The sequence below is a fragment of the Sphaerisporangium rufum genome (genome assembly GCF_016863395.1).
In the GTDB taxonomy this organism is placed as follows: domain Bacteria; phylum Actinomycetota; class Actinomycetes; order Streptosporangiales; family Streptosporangiaceae; genus Sphaerisporangium; species Sphaerisporangium rufum.
The window spans coordinates 12,122-33,333 of the sequence record NZ_BOOU01000032.1; the positions used below are offsets into that span (position 1 = coordinate 12,122).

Sequence of the window (21,212 nt, forward strand, 5' to 3'; positions counted from 1 at the left end):
CAGCGAGGCGCCCCATCCAATGGCATACCATCGCGGAAACCGATGGCTAGATTGTGCAGATGAACGACACACCCGCTCCGTCGGTGGCCGCGCTGGCGCTGCGCTGCCTGGACGACATCGTGGCCATCACCGGGGTCTGGCTGTCCCGCGCGATGCTGATCGACCCCTACGGCCGGCCGGATCCGCCCGTCCCGGCCGAGGAACTGCGCGACACCGCGCTGGACGGCCTGGAGATGCTGTTGCGGCACGTGGCCACCGGGGTGGTGGCTCCGGGCATGGCCGGGTTCTCCGAGCGGGTCGGCGAGCGCCGGGCCGGGCAGGGGGTGCCGCTGGCCTCCCTGCTGGCCGCGGCCCGGCTGGACGCCCGGGTGATCTGGGAGGCCATGCGGGCGCGGGCCGTGCCGGCCGCGCTGCCCGACCTGATCGGCGGCGCGCACCACGTATGGGAGGCGGTGGAGCAGCACGTCACCGGGCTGATGACCGGCTACCAGCGGGCGGTGATGGAGATGGGGCGCCAGCGGGAGGACCAGCACCGCGCCTGGTTCGCCCGGCTGCTGGACAACCAGGGCCGCAATCCGGACGTCGTCCGCGACGCCGGCCGGGTGCTCGGCTTCCAGCCGGCCGGCCCGTTCCTGACCGCCGTGGCGCACCCCGAGGCCGGGGCGGCGCTGCGGGCCGCGGCGAACGGGCTGACGGCGGCCGGGCTGCGCTGCCACCGGCACGACACGCCGACCGGTGACGTGCTGGTCGTGCAGCTGCCCGACCGGCCCAGTGACCACGAGGCCGGGGTGCTGGACGCGCTGGCCGGAGTGCGCTGCGGGGTCGCTCCCGCCGTGACCGGGCTGGCCGGGGTGCCGGCGGCCGTGCGGCTGGCCGCGGCCACGGCCCGCGCGCCGGGTGGCGGGACCGGGCCGCGGCGCCTGGAGGACAGCTGGCTCGCGGTGTTCGCCGGGACCGGTCCGGAGCCGGCCGCCGAGCTGGTCCGCCGGGTGCTCGGCCCGCTGGCCGGCACCGAGGGCGAGCGGCTGCTGGAGACGGTGCGCACCCACCTGTCGGGATCGGGGGCGATCGCCGACACCGCCGCGGCGCTGTACTGCCACCGCAACACCGTCCAGCACCGCTTCGCCCGGTTCCGCGAACTGACCGGGCGGGACGTCCGCGTCCCCCGGGACGCCGCGGTGGTCGCCCTGGCCCTGCAGGCCGCCGCCGGCCCGCCGCCCTGACTAGGGCGGGCCCGCTCCGGTGCGGGCCGGCGCGTAACCGAGCAGGTCGCCGGGCTGGCAGCCGAGCACCTGGCACAGCCGGGCCAGGGTGGAGAACCGGATGGCCCGGCCCTTACCGGTCTTGAGGAATGCATCGAGCCCCGCGAACGGCCAGGCGAGCTGTCCGGGAAATCGAAAAACGATGAATCAAGAGCAGGGGCCGATCAGTCGAGGGCGCCGAGGGTGATGCCTTCGATGATGTGGCGCTGGGCGGCGACCGCGACCAGCAGCACCGGGACGATGGCGATCAGCGACGCCGCCATGATCAGGTTGTACTGGGTGGTGAACTGGCTCTGGAACACCGACAACCCCTGCGACAGCACCGACATCTCGGTGGTGTTCACCACGATCAGCGGGAACAGGAAGTTGTTCCAGTTCTGCAGGAACAGGATGATGGCCAGCGCGGCGGCGACCGGGCGGGCCAGCGGGGCGTAGACGGCGGCGAAGACGCGCAGCTCCGAGGCGCCGTCCAGCCGGGCCGCCTCGCCGAGCTCGCGCGGGGTGCCGAGGAAGAACTGCCGGAACAGGAACGCGCCGAGCCCGGAGGCGATGTTCGGCACGATCAGCCCCTGGTAGGTGTTGAGCCAGCCGAGATCGCCGAGCAGCTGCGAGATCGGCACGATGATCGCGCTGAACGGCACCATCAGCCCGCTGAGCGCCAGCACGAACAGCGGCCGCTTGCCGGGGAAGTCGAGCATGGCGAAGGCGTAGCCGGCCAGCAGGCCGCTGAGCAGCTGGCCGGCCGTGGCGGCCACCCCGAAGATCGTGGTGTTGAGGTACCAGCGGCCGAAGGGCGCCTGCGACAGCGCCTGGCCGATGTTGCCCCACCGCGGGTGCTCCGGCCACAGCGGCGCCGCCGGGTTGACGATCTCGGCGTCGGTCTTCAGCGCCCCCGCCACCATCCACAGCAGCGGGAAGGCCACGATCAGCACGGCCAGGCCGAGCAGCGTGTACACCACGGCGCGGCGGGCCACCAGGCTAGCGGGCACGGTCGGCCCGCCCGAGCAGCCAGACCTGGGTGGCGGTGATCAGCAGGGAGAGCAGGAACAGCGCGACGCCCATGGCGTTCGCGCGGCCGGTGTCGAACTGCACGAATCCCTCGTTGTAGACGTAGTAGAGGGCGGTCTGGGTGGCGCCGTCCGGGCCGCCCTGGGTGAGCACGTAGATCTGGGTGAAGGTCTGCAGGCCGGTGAGCGTGGTGACCACCCAGATCAGCAGGGTGTGCCGGCGCATCATCGGCCACTGGACGTGCCGGAATCTGCGCACCGGGCCGGCGCCGTCCACGCTGGCGGCGTCCAGCACGTCGCGGGGCACCGACTTCAGGGCGGCGACGTAGAGGATGACGTTCTGCCCGAAGAACTGCCAGGCGCCGAAGGTCAGCACCGCGACCAGCGCCGGACCGGGCGAGGACAGGAAGTCGGCCTGGGGCAGCCCGGCCGCCGACAGCAGCCGGTTCACCAGGCCGAACTGCGGGGCGAACATGTTGCCCCAGATCAGCGCGGTGGCCACCACCGGCACCACCAGGGGGATCACGAACGGCGCGCGCAGCCGGGCGGCCCCGGGGACGCGCGAGTTGAGCAGCAGCGCCAGCACCAGCCCGGCCACCATGGTGAGCAGCACGAACCCGGCGGTGTAGACGCCGGTGACGCCGAGGGCGTGGCCGCCGCCCTCGGCGAGCATGTCCCGGTAGTTGTCCAGCCCGACGAACCGCGGCGAGGTGTCGAACACCCCGCCGCCCTGCAGGCTGCGCCACAGCAGCATGGCCAGCGGGACCAGCGAGAAGAGCGCGGTGAGCAGCACGGTGGGCGCCACGAAGGCGTAGGCGAGCGCCCAGGTGCCGTATCGCCGGCACATCAGCCGATCTTCTTGAGCGCGGCGTCCCCTTCCCGGGCCGCCGCGGCCAGCGCCTCCTGCGGGGTCTTGCGGCCCTTGAGCGCGGCGTTGATCTCGGTCCACAGCGCCTGGGAGATCGCGTTGTAGGCCGGGGTGATCGGGCGGACCTTGCCGGTCTTCTCCGCCTCGGCGAACACCTCGTACGTCGGGTCGGCGGCGATCTTCTCCTTGAGCGCCGGCTGCTCCAGCTGGGCGGGGTCGGAGGGCAGGCCACCGCTCTTGGCCGCCAGATAGGCGCCCCGCTCGGGGGTGCTGAGGAACTTCAGGAACGCCAGCCCGGCCTTCTCCGCCGCCGGGTCGGTCTTCAACAGCGCGGCCACCCCGATGCCGAGGCTGGTGGCGGTGCCGGCGGCGCCGGCGGGCATCGGCGCGACGCCGAAGTCGACGCCGGCCTTCTGGAAGGTCGGCACCGCCCACTGGCCGTTGACGATCATGGCGACGGTGCCGGCGGCGAACGCCGGGGCGCCGTCGAAGCTGCCGGCCTGGGCGTAGCTGGTGGCGGGCGCGGCCTTGGCGCGCAGCAGATCGACCCAGGTGGTCAGCGCCTTGACGCCGGCCGGGCTGTTGAACGCGGTGGCGGTGCCGTCGGCATTGAGGAACGATCCGCCCTCGGCGTGCAGCATCGGCGCCCAGGCGAAGGTGATCCACTCGGCCTCGCCGAGCGGCACGTAGAAGCCGTACTTGTTCTTGCCCGGGTTCGACAGCTTCCTGGCGGTCTCGGCGAGCTCGGTCCACGTCTTCGGGGGGCCGGCGATGCCCGCGGCGGCGAAGGCCTTCTTGTCGTAGAAGAGCACGATGTCACCGACGCCGGCCAGCGCCATGCCGAGCTGGTGCCCCTGGTAGAACAGCGACTCCTTGATGCCCGGATAGAGGGCGTCGGTCTCGGCGGTCAGCTTGCCGTCCAGCGGGACCAGCTTGCCGCTCTGCGCGATGACCGGCAGGTCGGAGGGGTTCTGGGTGAGCAGGACGGTGGGCTGGGTGCCGTTCTTCAGCGCGGCGATCACCTTGGGCAGGTACTGGTCGGAGCTGGCGATGTACTGGCCCTTGGCCGTCATGCCGGGGTTGGCCTTGGCGAACGCCGCGTCCACCTCGGCGATCTGGTCCGGCTGCCAGCTGCTGGTCCAGTAGGTGAAGGTGCCGGCCGCCGCGCCGGAGGCGCTCCCCGCGTTCCCGGCCTGCGGCGAACCGCCGCAGGCGGCGGCCGCGAGGGCCAGCCCGGCGGCGGCCACCCCGGCCGCCAGCCGCTTTCCGATCTTCATGTTCCCCGTCGCTCCCCTGGCGCCCATGGCGGTGACCGCCGTTCCGGACCGGCCGCATCCGGCCGGACGCTCGACCCTATCCCCGCCGCACGCTAATAACCAAGTAAATAGGTAGGTAAATCTCCGGGTGGTACCTCGCATGTCTCCCTGGTACCCCACAAGATCCCGTTTCACCCGTTCCGGCCGGGCCGCGGTTTCACCCCGCCGGAACGGGTACGCGCCGGACAGGGCCGGGCGGCATCTCCCGGCGCAGGCTAGGGCAGGTCGAAGGGAGCGTCGTTCATGGCTGACCGGCAGCGGGTCGTCATCATCGGAGGGGGGTTCGCCGGGTTCACCGCGGCGCGCCGCCTCTCCCGGCTGGCCAGGGGCGCGATCGAGATCGTCCTGATCAACCCCACCGACTACTTCCTCTACCTGCCGCTGCTGCCGGAGGTGGCGGCCGGCGTCCTGGACCCGCGCAAGGTGGCCGTGCCGCTGGCGTCCAGCTGCCCGGGCGTCCGCCACCTGCTGGCCACCGCCGAGCGGATCGACGTCGACGGGCGGCGCGTGCACTGCGTCGACCCCGAGGGCAACCGCCGCGAGGTCCGCTACGACCGCCTGGTCATCGCGGCCGGCAGCGTCAACAAGCTGCTGCCGGTACCCGGGGTGGCTGAGCACGCGCACGGCTTCCGCAGCATCGCCGAGGCGCTGTACCTGCGCGACCACCTGATCCGGCAGATCGAGCTGGCCGAGGCCGCCGACGACCCCGCCGAGCGTGAGGCCCGCTGCACGTTCGTCGTGGTGGGCGCCGGCTACACCGGCACCGAGGTCGCCGGCCAGGGCATGCTGCTCACCGAGGACGCGCGGCGGCGCCGCCCCGGGCTGCGCGGGCAGTCGCTGCGGTGGCTGCTGGTGGACAAGGCGCCGCGCATCCTGCCCGAGCTGGACGAGCGGCTGTCGCGCACCGCGCAGCGCGCGCTGAGCGACCGCGGGGTGGAACTGCGGCCGCAGACCACGGTGGCCGAGGCGACCGCGGACGGCGTCACCCTGTCGGACGGCGAGTTCGTGCCGACCCGCTCGCTGGTGTGGTGCGTCGGCGTGCGTCCCGACCCGCTGGTCGCCTCGCTCGGCCTGCCGGTGGAGCGGGGCCGGCTGTGCGTCGACGAGTACCTCAACGTGCCCGGCCACCCGGAGATCTTCGCCTGCGGGGACGCCGCCGCGGTGCCCGATCTCACCCGGCCCGGCGAGTACACCGCGATGACCGCCCAGCACGCCTCCCGGCAGGGCAGCCGGGCGGCCGACAACATCGCCGCCTCCTACGGCCGCCGGCGGCGGAAGGCCTACCGGCACGGGGATCTGGGATTCGTGGTGGACCTCGGCGGCACCAAGGCGGCGGCCAACCCGCTCGGGATCCCGCTGTCCGGGCTGGCCGCCAAGGCGGTGACCCGCGGATACCACCTGCTGGCGCTGCCCGGCGGGCGGGCCCGGGTCGCCGGGAACTGGCTGCTGGACGCGGTGCTGCCCCGCCAGACGGTCCAGTTGGACCTGGTGCGCGGCGGATCGGTGCCGATCGACGCCGGCACCCCCGAGCGCCCGCACGGCACCGCCGGCTGACCGCGCGGCCGGGTTTACCGGGGCGTCAGGTGGTAGAGGGCCGCCATGGCCGATCACGACTCGGCGCCGGCCGGCGGTCCCGACATCCGGGTGGGCACCGCCGGCTGGACCGACCGCGCGCTGCTCGCCTGCGGCTGGTACCCGCCGGAGGCGACGACCCCGGAGCGGCGCCTTTCGTACTACGCCACCCGGTTCCGGATGGTCGAGGTGGACGCCACCTACTACCATCCGCCGTCCCAGCGCACCGTGGAGGCGTGGCGGGACCGCACCCCGGCGGACTTCGTCTTCAACGTCAAGGCGTTCTCGCTACTCACCCGGCACCCCACCCCGGTCGCCTCGCTGTACAAGGACCTGCGCGAGCGGGTCGGCGCCGGCCGGCGGACGGTCTACCTCGACGACGTGGGCGAGGAGGTCGCCGCGGAGGTGTGGGACCGGTTCCGCTCGGCGCTGCTGCCGCTGCACCGGGCGGGCAGGCTCGGCGCGGTGCTGCTGCAGTTCCCGCCGTGGTTCACCCCCGGTCCGGGGTCTCGCGAGTACATCCTGTCGTGCGTGGAGCGCTGCCGTCCCCTGCGGGCCTGCGTGGAGTTCCGCAACGCGGCCTGGCTGGCGCCGGAGCGGCGGGAGCGGACGCTGGACTTCCTGGCCGGGCATGACATCCCCTACGTCTGCGTCGACATGCCGCAGGGGCACCGGTCCTCGGTGCCGCCGGTGGTCGCCGCGACCGCGGACCTGGCCGTGGTCCGCTTCCACGGGCACTCCGCGCAGTGGGAGAGCAAGGTCAGCGAGGAGCGCTACCGCTACCTGTACGGCGAGGAGGAGCTGGCCAAGTGGGCGGTGGAGATCTCCGGCCTGGCCGGCCGGGCCCGCACCGTCCATGTGATCATGAACAACTGCTGCGGGGCCAACGCGCAGCGCAACGCGGCCCGGCTGGCCGAGCTGCTGGAGGTGGCCCCGCCCGGCCCGGATCAGACCTCGATGGATCCGCCGCTGCGCCAGTAGACGCCGGCCTCCCGGCTGAGCAGTCCCTCGTCCACCAGGTAACGGCGCAGCGCCGCGTGGTCGTCGTGGAACGCGCGCAGCGCCACGTTGACGTCCTTCTCCGGATAGCGGACCCCGGGCTCGAACACCCGGGCGATGTAGTCGAGCAGCACCAGCCGCTTCTCCCGGCGGGACGGGATGGCGCGCAGCCGGCCGTCGACCAGGAAGTTGCGCAGCACCCGATCCTCGGCGGACTCCGCCGCGGCGGACGGCTCGGCGGTCGCGTGCAGCAGCTCGCGGAACCGCTCCCGCCGTACCCGCCATCCCTTCTCCTCGGCCTCCACCAGGCCGCCGCGCTCCAGGCGGTCCAGCGCGCGGCGGGCCGCGTCGCCACCGAGGCCGGACGCCGCCGGGTCGCCGGACAACACCAGCGCCGACAGCACCCGCAGCGTGTCCTCCTGGTACAGCAGCCCCAGCACGCGCCGGACCTGTTCGTCGCTCATCGTCACCGTCCATCCGTGCTCGCCGCCGCCGGGCGCGGCGCGTCCGCCCATTGTGGTGCGGCCAGGGCCGGCGGCGCGAACCATATGCTCCGGGCGGCGAGCGGCGGCGGGCCCGGGGCGCGGCCCAGGGGACGGTGACCGGCGGCGGGTCAGCCGGCCCGGTGGTACTGGTCCGGCCGGCGGGGCCCGGCACCGAGCTCGCGGGCGGCGCGGTTCGGCCAGTACGGGTCGCGCAGCAGCTCGCGGCCGAGCAGCACGGCGTCGGCGCGGCCGGAGGCGACGATCTCCTCGGCCTGCCGGGGCTCGGTGATCTCGCCCACCGCGGCGACCGGCAGGCCGGTCTCCCCCTTCACCCGCGCCGCGAACGGCACCTGGTAGCCGGGGCCGGTGGGGATGCGCGCGCCGGGCACCAGGCCGCCGGTGGAGGTGTCCAGCAGGTCGACCCCGCGGACCAGCAGTTCCTTGGCCAGCCGGACGGTCTCCTCGGCGGTCCAGCCCTGGCGTCCGTCCTCGGGGTTCTCGGTCAGCCAGTCGGTGGCCGAGACGCGGAACAGCACCGGCAGGTCGTCCGGCCAGACCGCGCGCACCGCGTCGACCACTTCCAGGGCCAGCCGGGTCCGGTTCTCGAAGGAGCCGCCGTAGGCGTCGGTGCGGCGGTTGGCGTGCGGCGACAGGAACTCGTGGATCAGGTAGCCGTGCGCGCCGTGCACCTCGACGACCTGGAAGCCGGCGGCCAGCGCGCGGCGGGCCGCGGCGGCGAAGGCGGCCACGATCGCGCCGATCTCGGCCACGCTCAGCTCCGCGGGCACCGGGTGGTCGTCGGCGAAGGGCAGCGGGCTCGGCCCGACCGGCCGCCAGCCGCCCGCCTCCGGGCCGAGCGGCCGGCCGCCCCGCCACGGCTGGTCGGTGGACGCCTTGCGCCCCGCGTGCGCGAGCTGGACGCCGGGCACCGCGCCGTACTCGCGCAGGAAGGCGGCGATCCGGCCGAACGCCCGCTGCTGCTCCTCGTTCCACAGGCCGAGGTCGAAGGGGCTGATCCGGCCCTCCGGGACGACCGCGGTGGCCTCGGCGAAGATGAGCCCGGCGCCGCCGACGGCCCGGGAACCCAGGTGGGTCAGGTGCCAGTCGGTGGGCACCCCGGCCTGCGGCCCGGTGGGCGCCGCGCAGTACTGGCACATGGGTGACATCCACGCGCGGTTGGCGATGGTCAGGCCGCGCAGGGTCAGCGGTTCGAACAAAGCGCTCATCTGCAGCTCCTTGGCACCGCGGCCGGGGTGCCGCGGGGCGAGAGAGGTGGGGTGGACGGCCGCCCGGTCGGCCAGGCGGCTGCTAGTACGATACATTTCGTAGTACGATGATTGTCAAATAAGGACGCTCGCGGCCTGCGAGATCTCGTACAATCGACACCGAAGCCATCGGAGGAGCACCGTGCCGCCCGCGACGCCCACCCCGGCCCGCGTCCTCGCCCATCCCGGGCGGGAGGCGATCCGCCTGGAGACGGTGCTGCACGCCCTGGCCGACCCGATGCGCCTGTGCATCGTGCGCTTCCTGGCCGGCCGCGGCGACGCCGGCGCGACCTGCTCGGACATCGAGCTGGTGGTCAGCAAGTCGACGGGCACGCACCACTACCGGGTGCTGCGCGAGGCCGGCGTGATCAACCAGGTCTACCGCGGCACCGCGAAGATCAACACGCTGCGCCGCGCCGACCTCGACGCGCTCTTCCCCGGCCTGCTGGGCAGCGTGCTGGCCGCCGACGCCGCGCAGCTCGGCCGCGAGGGCTGAGCCCGCCGGCCGCCTGCGCGGCCGATGTCCGAATGTGATGAAGCTTTACTTGCCCCGCGCCCGGTTGGGCAATTATTTTCAGTCAATCATCCGACTGTGAAGGAATGATTGCGAAAGCCGCGGGTGGCCCCGCCGGCCCGGCTCTCCGCAACAGGAGCTGAGGGTATTTTGGAGATCAGCGCCGCCGCCTACGTCGCGCACATCCGGCGACTGGTGCCCGAGGTCGCCCAGGGGCAGGCCGAGGCGGTCGACCGGGCCGCCGGGCTGCTGGCCGGCCGCCTGCGCGACGGCGGGGTGATCCAGGCCTTCGGCTCGGGTCATTCCGAGGCCATCGCGATGGAGATCGCCGGACGGGCCGGCGGGCTGGTGCCCACCAACCGGCTGGCCCTGCGCGACCTGGTCCTCTACGGCGGCGAGCCGCCCGGCACCGTCCGCGCCGCCGAGCTGGAGCGCGACCCCTCGGTGGCCCGGCGGATCTACGACCTGGCCCCGGTCGACCCGCGGGACGCCTTCGTGATGATCTCCAGCTCCGGGGTCAACGGCTCGGTGGTGGAGCTGGCCACCATCGTCAAGGAACAGGGCCACCCGCTGGTGGCGCTGACCTCCGTCCGGCACAGCACCCAGATGACCTCCCGCCACCCCTCCGGCCGCAAGCTGCTCGACCTCGCCGACGTCGTGCTGGACAACGGCGCGCCGTACGGGGACGCCGTGCTCCCGCTGCCCGGCGGCGGCACCTTCGGCGCGGTCTCCACGATCACCTCCGCGCTGCTCGCGCAGATGATGATCGCCGAGGTGGTCCGGCTGCTGCTGGCGGCCGGCGAGGAACCGCCCATCTACCTCTCGTCGAACGTCGCCGGTGGCGACGAGCACAACCACGCCCTGGAGAGCCGGTATGCCGGACGCATCCGCCGCGGCGGCTGACCGGCCGGTCCCGCCCCCCGACGTCCTCGCCCCGGCGAGGGCCCGCCTTTCGCACCGCCCCGCCGCGACGCGCCACCGCGCGGCCCGGCAAACGGCCCAGCCCCCACGGAGGACCCATGGCTGACCACCCCCTGTCCCGGCGCGAGCTGCTGCGCAGCGCCGCCCTCGCCGGCCTGCTGCTGCCCGCCGCCGGTGCGCTGTCGGCCTGCGCCTCGCCGGCCGGCGGCGGTGGCGGTGCCGCATCGCCGGCCCCCACCGGGCCGAAGACGGCGGCCAACCCGCTCGGCATCGCCGAGGACCGGCCGTTCGAGGTGGTGATCTTCGACGGCGGGTACGGCGACGCCTACGCCCGCACGATCCACGAGCCGCTGTTCACCGGCAAGCACGGCAAGGTGCAGATCAAGCACACCGCCACCAAGGAGATCGCCAAGACGCTGCAGCCCCGGTTCGCCGGCGGCAACCCGCCGGAGTTCATCAACAACTCCGGCGACAACGCGATGGACTTCGGCGCGCTGGCGCAGGACGGGCAGCTGCAGGACCTCACCGAGCTGCTGGACGCGCCGAGCTGGGACGACCCGAACGTCAAGGTGCGCGACACCATCCTGCCCTCGGCCGTCGAGCTCGGCACCTACGACGGCAAGTACTGCGTGCTCGAGTACGCCAACACGGTGTGGGGCATCTGGTACTCCAAGAAGCTCTTCGACGACAACGGCTGGCAGGTGCCGAAGACGTGGGACGAGTTCACCGCGCTGTGCGAGAAGATCAAGAAGTCCGGTGAGTGCGCCCCGTTCACCTACGCGGGCAAGCACCCGTTCTACATCTACGAGACGATCCTCACCCTGGCCGCGAAGATCGGCGGGGTGGACGTGCTGAAGAACATCGACAACCTGCAGCCCGGGGCGTGGAAGGCCGGCGCGGTCGCCACCGCGGCCGGCGCCTTCGCCGAGATCGGCGCGAAGTACCTGATGGAGGGCACCGAAGGGCTGGACCACATCCAGACCCAGACCGCCCACAACAAGTACCAGGTGGCCATGCTGCCCTGCGGTTCGTGGCTGGAGAACGAGCAGAAGGACTCCACGCCCGAGGACTTCGGCTACGCCATGTTCCCGCTGCCGTCCTTCTCCGGGTCCGACGCGCTGCCCTACGGCACCGTGCACTCGCGGCCGGGCGAGGAGTACTTCGTCGCGGCCAAGTCGGCCAACCCGCGGGCCGGCATGGAGTACATGCGGGCCATGCTCTCCAAGGAGGGCGCCGGCAAGTTCAGCGAGCTGGTCAGCGCGCTCACCGTGGTCAAGGGCGCCGCCGAGGGGCGCACCCTCACCCCCGGCCTGGAGTCGGCCGCCGGCGCGCTGTCGCAGGCCGGGACCAACGTGACCTACTTCCGGTTCCGCCAGTGGTACAAGGAACTGCACGACGAGGTCGCCGCGGCCACCGGCCAGCTCATGGCCGGGCGGTTGAAGGTGGACGCCTGGGCCGACCGGATCCAGAAGAAGTCCGACGAGATCAAGGACGACTCCTCGGTCAAGAAGTTCACCCGCTGAGGGCGGCCCGCGGCCCGGTACCGGAGGGCGGGCCGCGGGCGTCCGGCGGGCCTGGCGGAATCACGACATGAAAGGCGGTGAGCCGCGGCGATGAGCGGCACCGCGCGACCGGCCGGACCGAACCGGGTCGCCTTCGCCCGGGCGCGGTTCATCGCCGGGTTCCTCGCGCTTCCGGTCCTGCTGTACCTGATCTACGTGATCTCGCCGTACGCCCAGGCGTTCCACATCGCCATGACGAACTGGCGGGGCGTCAGCGCCTCCCCGGCGTTCGTCGGTCTTGAGAACTTCCGGCGGCTGCTCGGCGACGGGGTGTTCTGGACGGCGGTCGGCCACAACGGCCTGCTGCTGCTCTTGCTGCCCGTGCTCACCATCGCCATCGCGCTGTTCTTCGCCTTCCTGCTGAACGCGGGCGGTTCCGGGGGCGGCGTCTCGGGCGTCGCCGGTTCCCGGTTCTACCGGGTGATCTTCTTCTTCCCGCAGGTGCTGGCGGTGGCCATCGTCGCGGTGCTGTTCCAGCAGGTGCTGCGGCCGGACCGCAGCGGCATGCTGAACGGCCCGCTCATCGCGCTCGGCCTGCGGCCGGTCGGCTTCCTGTCCGATCCGCGGCTGGCGTTCTGGTCGATCCTCGCCGTGCTGGTCTGGCAGGCGGTCGGCTTCTACGTCGTGCTCTTCTCGGCCGGCATGGCGTCGATCCCCCGCGAGATGTACGAGGCGGCGCAGATCGACGGGGCCGGGCGGGCGCAGATGTTCTTCCGGGTGACCCTTCCGCTGCTCTGGGACACCGTGCAGGTGGGCTGGATCTACCTCGGCATCGCGGCGCTGGACGTCTTCGCCATCGTGTGGGTGATGACGGCCGAGCACGGCGGGCCGGACCACTCCACGACGGTGATGGCCGCGGAGATCTACCGCAACGCCTTCCAGTACTTCAAGTTCGGCTACGCCTCGGCGATGGGCGTGGTGCTCTTCTTCTTCACGGTCGCCTTCGCGGTGGCCGCCCTGCGGCTGTCCCGCCGCGAGCGGATCGAGTTCTGACGGATGGGCGGGGCGATGGTCACCGAAACGGCGAACACCGGCGGCACCGGGCGGAGCGGGCGGACCCGGCTGAGCCGCAGCGCCGCCCGGCAGCGGCGCCGGGCACGCCTGGGCCCGCTGTCCGGCCTGTCCCACGTGGCGCTCGCGGTGTGGACCGTGCTGGTGGTGGTGCCCATCCTGTGGACGTTCCTGGCCTCGGTGAAGACCGAGGACGAGATCTTCGGCAGCGCCTGGTCGATGCCGGCCGCGCTGCGCTGGGACAACTGGGGCCGGGCCTGGGAGCAGGCGCACATCGGCCGCTACATGCTGAACAGCGTGATCGTGGTGGCGTTCGGCACGTTCGGCACCATGCTGCTCGGCTCGATGGCCGCCTACGTCCTGGCCCGCTACCGGTTCCGCGGCAACCGGGCGATCTACCTGCTGTTCGTCTCCGGGCTGGCCTTCCCGGTGTACCTGGCGCTCACGCCGCTGTTCTTCGTGGTGCAGAACATGGGGTCGGTCCCGCTGGTCGGGCCGCTGATCGGCCTGGACACCCGGGGCGGCCTGGTGCTGGTGTACATCGCCTACTCGCTGCCGTTCACCGTGTTCTTCCTGTCGGCGTTCTTCCGCACCCTGCCGGGAGCGGTCGCCGAGGCGGCGTTCGTGGACGGGGCGTCCCACTCGCGGGTCTTCTTCCAGATCATGCTGCCGATGGCGAGGCCGGGCATCGTGAGCATCACGATCTTCAACATCCTCGGCCAGTGGAACCAGTACCAGATCCCGCTGGTGCTGCTCAGCGGGCAGTCCAAGGACAAGTGGGTGCTCACCCAGGGCATCGCCGACATCTCCACGGCGGCCGGCTACGACGCCGACTGGGCCGCGCTGTTCGCCGCGCTCAGCATGGCCATCCTGCCCATGCTCGTCGTCTACACCGTCTTCCAGCGCCAGATCCAGGCCGGGCTGACCGCCGGGGCCCTCAAATGACCCGGCCGGACCGGTGCCCTCGCCTGGCGGCGGGCCGGCGGTCGGCCGCCTCCCGCCGGTTCGGCTCCTGGCCTGACCGGCCGGCCTCCGCACCGGCCCGATCGGGCGAGTCCGGCGCCGGGCCCACCCGCGGCGCCGGGATCCTACCCGGCGTGCGCCCGCCAGTCCCGCCGCATCACCGCCCGGGACCGGCGCTCGTCGGGGTCGGTGCCACCCCAGATGCCGTGCTCCTCATGAGCCCGCAGCGCGTAGTCCAGGCAGGCGCCGCGGACCGGGCAGCGCCGGCACACCGATTTGGCACGTTCGTGCTGGGCGTGGCCCGGTCCTTTGGCGGAGATGGGAAAGAAGAGCTCTGGATCCTCGCTCCGGCATGCGGCGCGGCGCAGCCACGAGACATCGGGCAAGAGTATGTCGCGGACGGTCATGACGATCCCGGAAATTGTGAATTCGCAACGGTGGTCAGTGCGGCTCAACCGTCACTCGGATGCCCGCTCAGCTGGACTTAACACAGGTTTTGGGGATGAATCACCGAGATGATGTCCATCCCTCGGCCGGCTCCCGCCCCTCCCGTCCCGGCCGGTGCGAGCGGCGCGATCCGGCGGGCGGGTCAGGGCCGGCCGATCACCGGGAGCGCCGAACGCCGCGACGGCGAAGGACCGGTTCCGGACGCCCCGCCCGGCGCCCGGTGGTGGTCCCCGGGCCGGGCCCCGGTCACGACAGGGCGCGGGCGATCAGGTCGGCGACGAGGTCGGCGTCGATGTGCTGGCCGGTGAGCTGGCAGAGGCTCTCCTGGTAGAGCAGGACGGCGGCGAAGGTGGCCGCCGCGGCCTCCAGGCGGGCCGCGTCGCCGCGGCTGCCCGGCAGGGTCAGTTCCAGGGCGAACCCGGCCCGGCGCACGATCTCGGCGTTCAGGTGGCGGATCCGCTCCCGGACCGAGCCGTGCGTGTCGGCCTCGCGGAACAGGATGCGGCGCATCGCCGGGGACGCCCGCAGCGGCACCCGGCGGGCCAGCCGCGACAGGGTGCCGGCCGGATCGCCGGGCACCGCCTCCACCTGGCCCTCACCGAGCTCCTCGATGCCGACCCGCTCGTGGACCAGGGTGACCAGCACGTCGATCTTGCGGGGAAAGTAATGGAACACCAGTCCTTTGGGAACGTCCGCGCGCTTGGCGATCTCGGCGGTCGCCGTCGCGTCGTAGCCGCCGCCGGCGAACAGCTCCTCGGCGGCGTCCAGGATCCGGGTGCGCGCGTCGGCCGCGCCGGCACCGCCGGTGCGCCCGCCGGTCCCGGACCGCCGCCGGGCGGCCCGGGACCAGGCGGGTACGATCACGCGCTCGCCGGCACCCGGCTGCGGGTCTGCAGGGCCGTCCACAGCCCGACGATAACCGTCACGGCGCCGGCGATCCATGCGGTGAGCGCCGCGGCGCCCGAGCCGTCGAATCCGAAGGCCCAGGGCGACAGGAACAGCAGGGCGCCGAACGCCGCGGTGACCCAGGAGGACGCGCCGCCCGCCCCGAGCAGGGACCACAGGGCGGAGACGAGCAGCAGCGCGCCGAGCACCAGCAGCGGCTGGACGGCGGCCGCGGTGCCGGTCGCCCAGACGAACGGTGCGAGCACGGCGGCCAGGCCGGCCAGGAACGCGACGACGTCGGCCCATGATCTGGTGAGGTCCATCGAAGCCTCCGAAGGAGAGGTGTCCAGGCCTCGACCATCGTGCTGATTGACCGCCCGGTCAACACTCCGGACCGTTATGGAATGCTCACCTTGTGCGACGGCGAGCATGCTCGAAGGTCAGTCCAGCCGGCCGATCCCGCAGATGAAGTAGTTGCCGACGGTCCGCAGCACGGGGTGGACCGCCTCGTCCTCGTCCGGGCGCCACTGGTGCAGGTTGACCAGGCCGGGATCGAGCAGCCGCAGGCCGGCGAAGTAGGGCGCGATCTCGTCGGACATCCGGGCCACGAACCGCGCCGAGGCGTCCCGGTAGACGCCCTCCACGCCCGGGGCCGCCTGCGGCCGCTGGTCCACCGCGACGTGCGAGATGGCGATGTGGCTGCCCGGGGCGAGCCCGGCCCGGATCCTGGCCAGGATGCCGGCCGGGTCGTCCTCGTCCGGGATGAAGTGCAGGATGGCCAGGAGCAGCACGGCGACCGGCCGGTCGAAGTCCAGATGCGCGCGGACGGCGGGGTCGGCGAGGATCTCCTCCGGACGCCGCAGGTCGCCGTCGGCCACGACCACGTCGGGACTGTCCTGCAGCAGCGCCCTGGCGTGCGCGAGCACCTGGGGATCGTTGTCGACGTAGACGGTGCGCGCGCCGGGCGCGTACCGCTCGACCAGCTGGTGCACGTTGGCCTGGGTCGGCAGTCCGGCGCCGATGTCGAGGAACTGCCGGATGCCCAGCTCGGCGAGATGACGCACCGCGCGGGCCAGGAAGCGGCGGTTCTCCCGGATGCCGATGGGGATCTCCGGGACGAACCGCAGCACCTGCTCGGCCGCCGCCCGGTCGGCCGGGAGGTTGTCCTTGCCGCCCAGGAAGTAGTCGTACATCCGGGCGGCGTTCGGCACGGCCGGATCGAAGCCGCCGAGCACGGCCGGATTCATCGCGGCCCTCCGGGACTGGACATCACACCATGATCATAGCGGTGATCGCCTCATGAGTGTCTTTATCCGGACAACGCTGCCGGGCGGGGCCGGCGAAATGCCATGATCCCTCCATGCCCGCTCCCTCGATGCCCGCTCCCTCGATGCCCGCTCCCTCCCCCCGCCGGGTGCTCGGCGCGCGCCTCGCCGACGGCGTCACCCGGCGCAACATGTGGGCCCTGCTGTCGCTGGCGACGGCCGGCACGGCGGTGATCTCCTTCCTGCCGTCCGCCCAGCCGCACATCCTGTCCACCGTGCTCGGCGTTCCGGAAGGCGCCCAGGGGCGGATCGTCGGCCTGCTGGGCTTCGCCGCCGAACTGGCGATGATCCTCAGCCTGGCCTGGTACGGGGCGATGGCCGACCGGTTCGGGCGCCGCCTGGTGGTGATCACCGGCCTGCTGCTGTGCGCGCTCGGCACCGCGCTGTTCCCCTTCGCCGGCGGCACCGCGGCGCTGGTCGGGCTGCGCGTGGTCTTCGGGCTCGGGGTGGCCGCACTCAACGCGATGATGTCGACGATCGCGATCGACTACGTGCGCAGCCGCTCCCGCGGGGCGTCCTACGGGCTGATCGGCGTGTTCGGCGGCCTCGGCGCGCTGGTCGCGGTGCTCGTGCTGGTACGGCTGCCGCGCACCATGGAAGGGCTCGGCCTGGCGCCGGTCACCGCGACGCGGGTCTCCTTCCTCATCATCGCGGGCGGCCTGCTGCTCGTGGCGGCCGCGCTGTGGCCGTCCCTGTCGCGGACGGCGGGCACCGGGGCCGCCGCCCCGCACGCCTCGCTGCCCCGGCTGGCGCGCGAGGGCCTGGTGCTGGCGCGCGACCCGGGCGTCGCGCTGTCCTATGCCGCCTCCTTCGTGGCCCGCGCCGACCTCGCCGTCGTCGTCGGGTTCCTGACCCTGTGGATCACCGACCAGGCGACGGCGCGCGGGATGTCCGGGGCCGAGGCGCTGGCCAGGGCCGGGGCGATCGTGGGCGTCTCGCAGACCGTCGCGCTGCTGTGCGCGCCGCTGTTCGGCCGGCTCGGCGACCGGATGCGCCGGCAGGACCTGGTGGTGGTGGCCCAGGCGGTGGCCGCCGCCGCGTACCTGTCCACCCTGCTGATCTCCGATCCGCTCGGCGCCGGCATGATGGTCGTCGCCGTGCTGATCGGCGTGGGGGAGATCGCCGGCATCACCACCGCCGGACCGCTGCTCGCCCAGCAGGTGCCCGCCGGCGTCCGCGGCTCGGCCTTCGGCGTGCACACGCTGTGCGGAGCCGCCGGCATCATGATCATTTCAGCGCTGGGCGGCATCCTGTACGACGCGTGGCGCCCGGCGGGGCCGTTCGTGCTGTCCGGCGCCGCGGGCCTGCTGGTCGCGCTCTTCGGCCTGGCCGTGCGGCGGCGGATCGCCGCCGACCGCCGCGCCGACCTCGATCAGGAGGCGGCGGCCGGCGCGTCCGGCCGGCCCGGGTGAGCCCGGCCGGTGCCGCCGGGCCGCGCGGGCGCCGCTCCTGGCCGGGTCAGGGCCACCAGGCGAGCCCGAGCAGGAACGAGCGGCCGGAGCCGCCCTCCTGCCCCTCCCCCGGCGGGTCGCCAGGGCCGTCCGGGCCGTCGGAACCGTCCGGGCCGTCCCGATCGCCGCGATCCTCATCGGCGTCCGGGGCGCCCGGGGCGTCCGCCGGCGGACCGGCCGGGCCGGCGCCGGCGGGGTCGTCCACCGGCCGCGGGTGGCCGGCGGGGCCGGCCCCCGGCGTGCTCGCCCGGCCGGTGTCCGGCCACCGTTCGCCGTCGGGTTCCCCGTCGGGGCCCCGTCGCCGCGCGCGGTCCTCGCCCGCCCGGGCGGTGTGCCCCGGCGGGCCCGGGCGGTCGCGCGGCTCGACCGCCCGGGAGTCGGTGCCGGCGGGCCGGTCGGCCGGCCGGGGGTGCTGGTCGTCATCCATGGCCATCGTGACCTTCGGTCGCGGTGTCGTGCACGGGGGCGCCGGGGCGCTCCCCGCGAGGGCGGCCGGTGGGCGGCGCGCCCGGTGCGGTCGCGGCTGTCGCGGGCGTCCGGCCGGTCAGCCGAACAGCCCGTCGAGCCAGGCCAGCCAGGCTCGTTCCGCCTCGGCCGGCTCTCCCTGTTCGGTGAAGATGTGGTGGGTCACCACGACGGTGTCCAGCGGACCCTCGGCGAAGCGGTAGAGCGCCTCACCGGTGCGCACGCCGAGCAGGCCGGGGGCCACCTGGTCGGCCACCCCCTCGATCGGGCCCGGCCCGTCGGGGGTGAGCCGGACCCGGTCACCCTGCACCACGGGGCCGGTGAGCCCGAGCCCGCGCCGAAGCGTCTCGCCGACCGGCTCGTGGCGGCCGGGTCGTGGCCGCACCGGGTAGACCACCAGCGCGAACCGACCGGGGAAGTGGGTCAGGTACTGGTCCAGCGTGTGCAGGTACATGTCCCAGCCTCTGTTCAACGCCTCGTACTCCGTTCTCCAGTCACCGCCGAGAACGCCGCTCTGCACCAGGCGGAGCATGTTCCCGCCCTCGCCGTGCTCCTCCACCAGGAAGTCGAAGCCGGAACCGGCCCGAGCGCCGTCGTCGGCGCCCCGGTAGGCCAGCCGGTCGCCCGTTCGCCAGGTCGCCACCACGGTGTCCGCCGGCAGCACTCCGAAGAACCGGCGCGCCCGGCCCGCCGCGCCCGAGAGGGCGTCGTCCGGGCCTGGGAGCCAGGCGTCCAGGGCGGTGCCGGCCGCGATGGCCTCCCACGCCTGCTCCAGAGCGCCCCGCAGCTCGAACTGCCGGCGCGACTCGAACGGCTGGGTCATCTCAGCGCCCCTCGGCCTCGGAGCCGTGCGCCTCGCCCGCCAGATGCATGGCCACCGCGGCCACGTCCTCGTAAACCATCACCTCGAACATGGCTCCACGGTCTCACCGACAATGGAAGTTGTCAAGACTATGGAACTTGTCGGATTGCGCCCGGTTCGCCGCCGCCGCACGGGCACCCGGCCGGGGCGGCGCCCGCCGCGGTGTCGCCGAAGTGCCCTTCAGGCGGTGAGGCCGAGGTGCCGGACGGCGATGCGGGGGTAGGGGACGGTGATGTTCATCCTGTTCGGCCTGCGCACCCTCGTCCATCGGCTCGGCGCGGTCACCGCCACCTGCCGGAACTGCGGCAACACCGCCGCCCAGATGGTGACCAGGAACGTCACCAAGTTCAGCCTGTTCTTCGTCCCGCTGTTCCCGGTCCGCACCCGGTACGCGGCACAGTGCACCTACTGCGGGGCCGCCTACGGGATCTCGCGCGAGGAGGCCGAGCGCCTGCCGCTGCGCTGACGCGCGCCGCCGGGGTTGCGACCGGCGACGGCGGGGATGACGAGATCATGACGAGCGAGGCGGCGGATCCGGCCGCGATGCTGGCCGTGGCGCTGGCGGAGGCGAGGAAGGGGTTCGCCGAGGGCGGGGTGCCCGTGGGGGCCGCGCTCTTCGGGCCGGACGGCGGGCTGCTCGGCCGGGGCCGCAACCGCCGCGTCCAGGACGGTGACCCCTCGCTGCACGCCGAGACCGCCGCCTTCCGGGCGGCCGGCCGGCGGCCGGGCTACCGGGGCACCACCATGGTCACGACGCTGTCCCCGTGCTGGTACTGCGGCGGCCTGATCCGGCAGTTCGGGATCCCGCGGGTGATCGTCGGCGAGAGCCGCACGTTCACCGGATGCCACGCCTGGCTGGCCCGGCACGGCGTCGAGGTGCTGGTGCTGGACTCCGCCGAGTGCGCCGACCTCATGCGGGCCTTCGTCGCCGCCCGCCCGGACCTGTGGCACGAGGACATCGGCCAGGACGCCTGACCGCGGCGCCCCGATCCCGCCGGCGAAGCTCCTGGCCGACCGGCGCCCTACCTGGTCCACAGGCCTTCCTGGACCGCGCCCACCAGGCTCATCAGCTCGGGGGTCACCCGCTCCGGATACCAGGTGACCCCGTAGGTCAGTCGCAGGTCGCCGGCGTCCAGCGGGACGAACGCGACGTCCGTCCGGCGCACCGAGGCGACCACCGGCCCCGGGACCGGCAGCACGCCCGACCCGGCCGCGACCAGGTCGAGCGCGGCGGCGAAGTCGTCGAGCTCCGGGCCCGGCACCCGGCGGGGCCCGCCCGGCAGCAGCGCGTCCAGGCGCGCCCACATGCCGCCGGGCGGACGCTCGCCCGGCATGATGACCGCGTACCGCGCCAGCCGGTCCGGCCGCACCCGGGGCGCGCCGGCCAGCGGGTCGCCGGACGGCACCGCCAGGTGGCCGACCGTCAGGTGGAAACGCGCCCCAGTGGTCGGACCGATCGGGAACGGGGCGGGGAGGATGGCCACGGCGACCTCACCGGCGGCGAGCGCGGCCACCGCCGCGCGCCGCCCGGCCGCCATCAGCTCGACGTCGATCGCCGGCGTGCGCCTGGCCAGCCGGCGGGCGGCCTGGGCCGCCAGCGCGCCCACCGGCGGAGCATAAGCGAGACGAATGACCGGCCGGGGCGGCCTGGCCAGCCGGGCCGCCTCGGCCGAAAGGTCGCCGGCCGCCCGGAGCAGGGCCTCGGCGTACGGGACCAGCGTGCGCCCGGCCGGGGTCGGCCGGACCTCGCGGCTGGTCCGCTCGAACAGGCGGACGCCGAAGGACCGCTCCAGCCGGGCGACGGCCTGGCTGACCGCCGGCTGGGACATGCCGAGATCGGTGGCCGCGCCCGAGAAGCTCAGCCGCCGGGCGACGGTCACCAGGCAGGCGACGTCGCGCAGTGACGGGGGCGGCGGTACGGGCGGCACAGGGCAAGTATGGCCGCCGGCTGCACCGTCCATTGATAAGGCCGGTGAATAGATCGTCGAGAGTGGCCGGGAAAGGGGGCACGATGCGGGGCGTTCGCCACCTG

General features: G+C 73.6%; 24 protein-coding genes. 11 read left to right on the forward strand and 13 right to left on the reverse strand.

Going from position 1 to position 21,212, the window contains the following annotated elements:
* The first annotated feature begins 59 nt into the window (after positions 1 to 59).
* A complete protein-coding gene (locus Sru01_RS10425; protein WP_239137243.1) occupies positions 60 to 1,223 on the forward strand; it encodes a PucR family transcriptional regulator in 1,164 nt (387 codons plus the stop codon).
* Here the strand turns inward: Sru01_RS10425 and Sru01_RS10430 are convergent, their stop codons facing one another.
* From Sru01_RS10430 to Sru01_RS10445, 4 genes are read right to left on the reverse strand one after another with little or no spacing between them, the layout of a single operon-like run.
* Positions 1,224 to 1,406 carry a helix-turn-helix domain-containing protein gene (locus tag Sru01_RS10430; protein ID WP_203984019.1) on the reverse strand — a complete coding sequence of 61 codons (183 nt, stop codon included), beginning with the start codon at positions 1,404 to 1,406 and terminating at the stop codon, positions 1,224 to 1,226.
* Between the two features lie 20 nt (positions 1,407 to 1,426).
* On the reverse strand, positions 1,427 to 2,251 hold the full coding sequence (locus Sru01_RS10435; protein ID WP_203983834.1) for a carbohydrate ABC transporter permease: 825 nt from the start codon (positions 2,249 to 2,251) through the stop codon (positions 1,427 to 1,429).
* Positions 2,241 to 3,116, reverse strand: coding sequence for a carbohydrate ABC transporter permease (locus Sru01_RS10440; RefSeq protein WP_203983836.1), 876 nt, complete (start codon positions 3,114 to 3,116; stop codon positions 2,241 to 2,243). Before Sru01_RS10440 ends, Sru01_RS10435 begins: the two co-directional genes overlap by 11 nt.
* Positions 3,116 to 4,414 (reverse strand): extracellular solute-binding protein, encoded by a 1,299-nt coding sequence (locus tag Sru01_RS10445; RefSeq protein WP_203983838.1) that lies wholly within the window; start codon positions 4,412 to 4,414, stop codon positions 3,116 to 3,118. The genes Sru01_RS10440 and Sru01_RS10445 overlap by 1 nt, the downstream gene beginning before the upstream one ends.
* Before the next feature lie 282 nt (positions 4,415 to 4,696).
* On the opposite strand from Sru01_RS10445, the gene Sru01_RS10450 reads away from it, so the two are divergent.
* On the forward strand, positions 4,697 to 6,007 hold the full coding sequence (locus Sru01_RS10450) for an NAD(P)/FAD-dependent oxidoreductase (RefSeq protein WP_203983839.1): 1,311 nt from the start codon (positions 4,697 to 4,699) through the stop codon (positions 6,005 to 6,007).
* Positions 6,008 to 6,052: 45 nt separating this feature from the next.
* Complete coding sequence (locus tag Sru01_RS10455) at positions 6,053 to 7,006, forward strand: DUF72 domain-containing protein (protein WP_203983840.1); 954 nt, start codon at positions 6,053 to 6,055, stop codon at positions 7,004 to 7,006.
* Here Sru01_RS10455 and Sru01_RS10460 read toward each other — a convergent pair.
* Positions 6,973 to 7,488: a DUF2087 domain-containing protein gene (locus tag Sru01_RS10460; protein WP_203983841.1), complete on the reverse strand. Its 516-nt coding sequence runs from the start codon at positions 7,486 to 7,488 to the stop codon at positions 6,973 to 6,975. The genes Sru01_RS10455 and Sru01_RS10460 overlap by 34 nt on opposite strands.
* A gap of 149 nt (positions 7,489 to 7,637) precedes the next feature.
* Positions 7,638 to 8,735, reverse strand: coding sequence for an NADH:flavin oxidoreductase/NADH oxidase (locus tag Sru01_RS10465; protein WP_203983842.1), 1,098 nt, complete (start codon positions 8,733 to 8,735; stop codon positions 7,638 to 7,640).
* 181 nt (positions 8,736 to 8,916) lie between these two features.
* Between Sru01_RS10465 and Sru01_RS10470 the strand changes: the two genes are divergently transcribed.
* The 5 genes from Sru01_RS10470 (at position 8,917) to Sru01_RS10490 (ending at position 13,727) form a co-directional block, all read left to right on the forward strand.
* On the forward strand, positions 8,917 to 9,270 hold the full coding sequence (locus Sru01_RS10470) for an ArsR/SmtB family transcription factor (protein ID WP_239137245.1): 354 nt from the start codon (positions 8,917 to 8,919) through the stop codon (positions 9,268 to 9,270).
* Between the two features lie 168 nt (positions 9,271 to 9,438).
* Complete coding sequence (locus Sru01_RS10475) at positions 9,439 to 10,191, forward strand: sugar isomerase domain-containing protein (protein WP_203983843.1); 753 nt, start codon at positions 9,439 to 9,441, stop codon at positions 10,189 to 10,191.
* A 116-nt stretch (positions 10,192 to 10,307) separates the two neighbouring features.
* Positions 10,308 to 11,732 carry an N-acetylglucosamine/diacetylchitobiose ABC transporter substrate-binding protein gene (ngcE, locus tag Sru01_RS10480; protein ID WP_203983844.1) on the forward strand — a complete coding sequence of 475 codons (1,425 nt, stop codon included), beginning with the start codon at positions 10,308 to 10,310 and terminating at the stop codon, positions 11,730 to 11,732.
* 90 nt (positions 11,733 to 11,822) lie between these two features.
* Positions 11,823 to 12,764 (forward strand): carbohydrate ABC transporter permease, encoded by a 942-nt coding sequence (locus Sru01_RS10485; protein WP_203983846.1) that lies wholly within the window; start codon positions 11,823 to 11,825, stop codon positions 12,762 to 12,764.
* A 15-nt stretch (positions 12,765 to 12,779) separates the two neighbouring features.
* Positions 12,780 to 13,727, forward strand: coding sequence for a carbohydrate ABC transporter permease (locus tag Sru01_RS10490; RefSeq protein WP_203983848.1), 948 nt, complete (start codon positions 12,780 to 12,782; stop codon positions 13,725 to 13,727).
* Between the two features lie 143 nt (positions 13,728 to 13,870).
* Here Sru01_RS10490 and Sru01_RS10495 read toward each other — a convergent pair whose 3' ends face one another.
* The 4 genes from Sru01_RS10495 to Sru01_RS10510 form a co-directional block, all read right to left on the reverse strand.
* Positions 13,871 to 14,152, reverse strand: coding sequence for a WhiB family transcriptional regulator (locus tag Sru01_RS10495; protein WP_203983850.1), 282 nt, complete (start codon positions 14,150 to 14,152; stop codon positions 13,871 to 13,873).
* Positions 14,153 to 14,438: 286 nt separating this feature from the next.
* Entirely contained in the window at positions 14,439 to 15,098 is a 660-nt protein-coding gene (locus Sru01_RS10500; RefSeq protein ID WP_239137246.1) for a TetR/AcrR family transcriptional regulator, read from the reverse strand.
* Complete coding sequence (locus Sru01_RS10505) at positions 15,053 to 15,400, reverse strand: SPW repeat protein (RefSeq protein ID WP_203983854.1); 348 nt, start codon at positions 15,398 to 15,400, stop codon at positions 15,053 to 15,055. The genes Sru01_RS10500 and Sru01_RS10505 overlap by 46 nt, the downstream gene beginning before the upstream one ends.
* Positions 15,401 to 15,517: 117 nt before the next feature.
* The gene (locus tag Sru01_RS10510) at positions 15,518 to 16,324 is read right to left on the reverse strand and encodes an SAM-dependent methyltransferase (RefSeq protein ID WP_203983856.1); all 807 of its coding nucleotides are present in this window, start codon (positions 16,322 to 16,324) and stop codon (positions 15,518 to 15,520) included.
* Between the two features lie 113 nt (positions 16,325 to 16,437).
* Here Sru01_RS10510 and Sru01_RS10515 point away from each other — a divergent pair, with 113 nt between their 5' ends.
* Positions 16,438 to 17,814, forward strand: coding sequence for an MFS transporter (locus Sru01_RS10515; RefSeq protein ID WP_203983858.1), 1,377 nt, complete (start codon positions 16,438 to 16,440; stop codon positions 17,812 to 17,814).
* A 46-nt stretch (positions 17,815 to 17,860) separates the two neighbouring features.
* On the opposite strand, the gene Sru01_RS10520 is transcribed toward Sru01_RS10515, so the two are convergent.
* Complete coding sequence (locus tag Sru01_RS10520; RefSeq protein ID WP_203983861.1) at positions 17,861 to 18,280, reverse strand: hypothetical protein; 420 nt, start codon at positions 18,278 to 18,280, stop codon at positions 17,861 to 17,863.
* A gap of 117 nt (positions 18,281 to 18,397) precedes the next feature.
* Positions 18,398 to 19,141: an SRPBCC family protein gene (locus tag Sru01_RS10525; RefSeq protein ID WP_203983863.1), complete on the reverse strand. Its 744-nt coding sequence runs from the start codon at positions 19,139 to 19,141 to the stop codon at positions 18,398 to 18,400.
* Between the two features lie 271 nt (positions 19,142 to 19,412).
* On the opposite strand from Sru01_RS10525, the gene Sru01_RS10530 reads away from it, so the two are divergent.
* Both Sru01_RS10530 and Sru01_RS10535 read left to right on the forward strand, forming a co-directional pair.
* Positions 19,413 to 19,646 (forward strand): zinc-ribbon domain-containing protein, encoded by a 234-nt coding sequence (locus Sru01_RS10530; RefSeq protein WP_203983864.1) that lies wholly within the window; start codon positions 19,413 to 19,415, stop codon positions 19,644 to 19,646.
* A 47-nt stretch (positions 19,647 to 19,693) separates the two neighbouring features.
* A complete protein-coding gene (locus Sru01_RS10535; protein WP_203983865.1) occupies positions 19,694 to 20,155 on the forward strand; it encodes a nucleoside deaminase in 462 nt (153 codons plus the stop codon).
* Positions 20,156 to 20,202: 47 nt separating this feature from the next.
* Here Sru01_RS10535 and Sru01_RS10540 read toward each other — a convergent pair whose 3' ends face one another.
* Positions 20,203 to 21,108 carry a LysR family transcriptional regulator gene (locus Sru01_RS10540; RefSeq protein ID WP_203983866.1) on the reverse strand — a complete coding sequence of 302 codons (906 nt, stop codon included), beginning with the start codon at positions 21,106 to 21,108 and terminating at the stop codon, positions 20,203 to 20,205.
* Positions 21,109 to 21,212 lie beyond the last annotated feature (104 nt).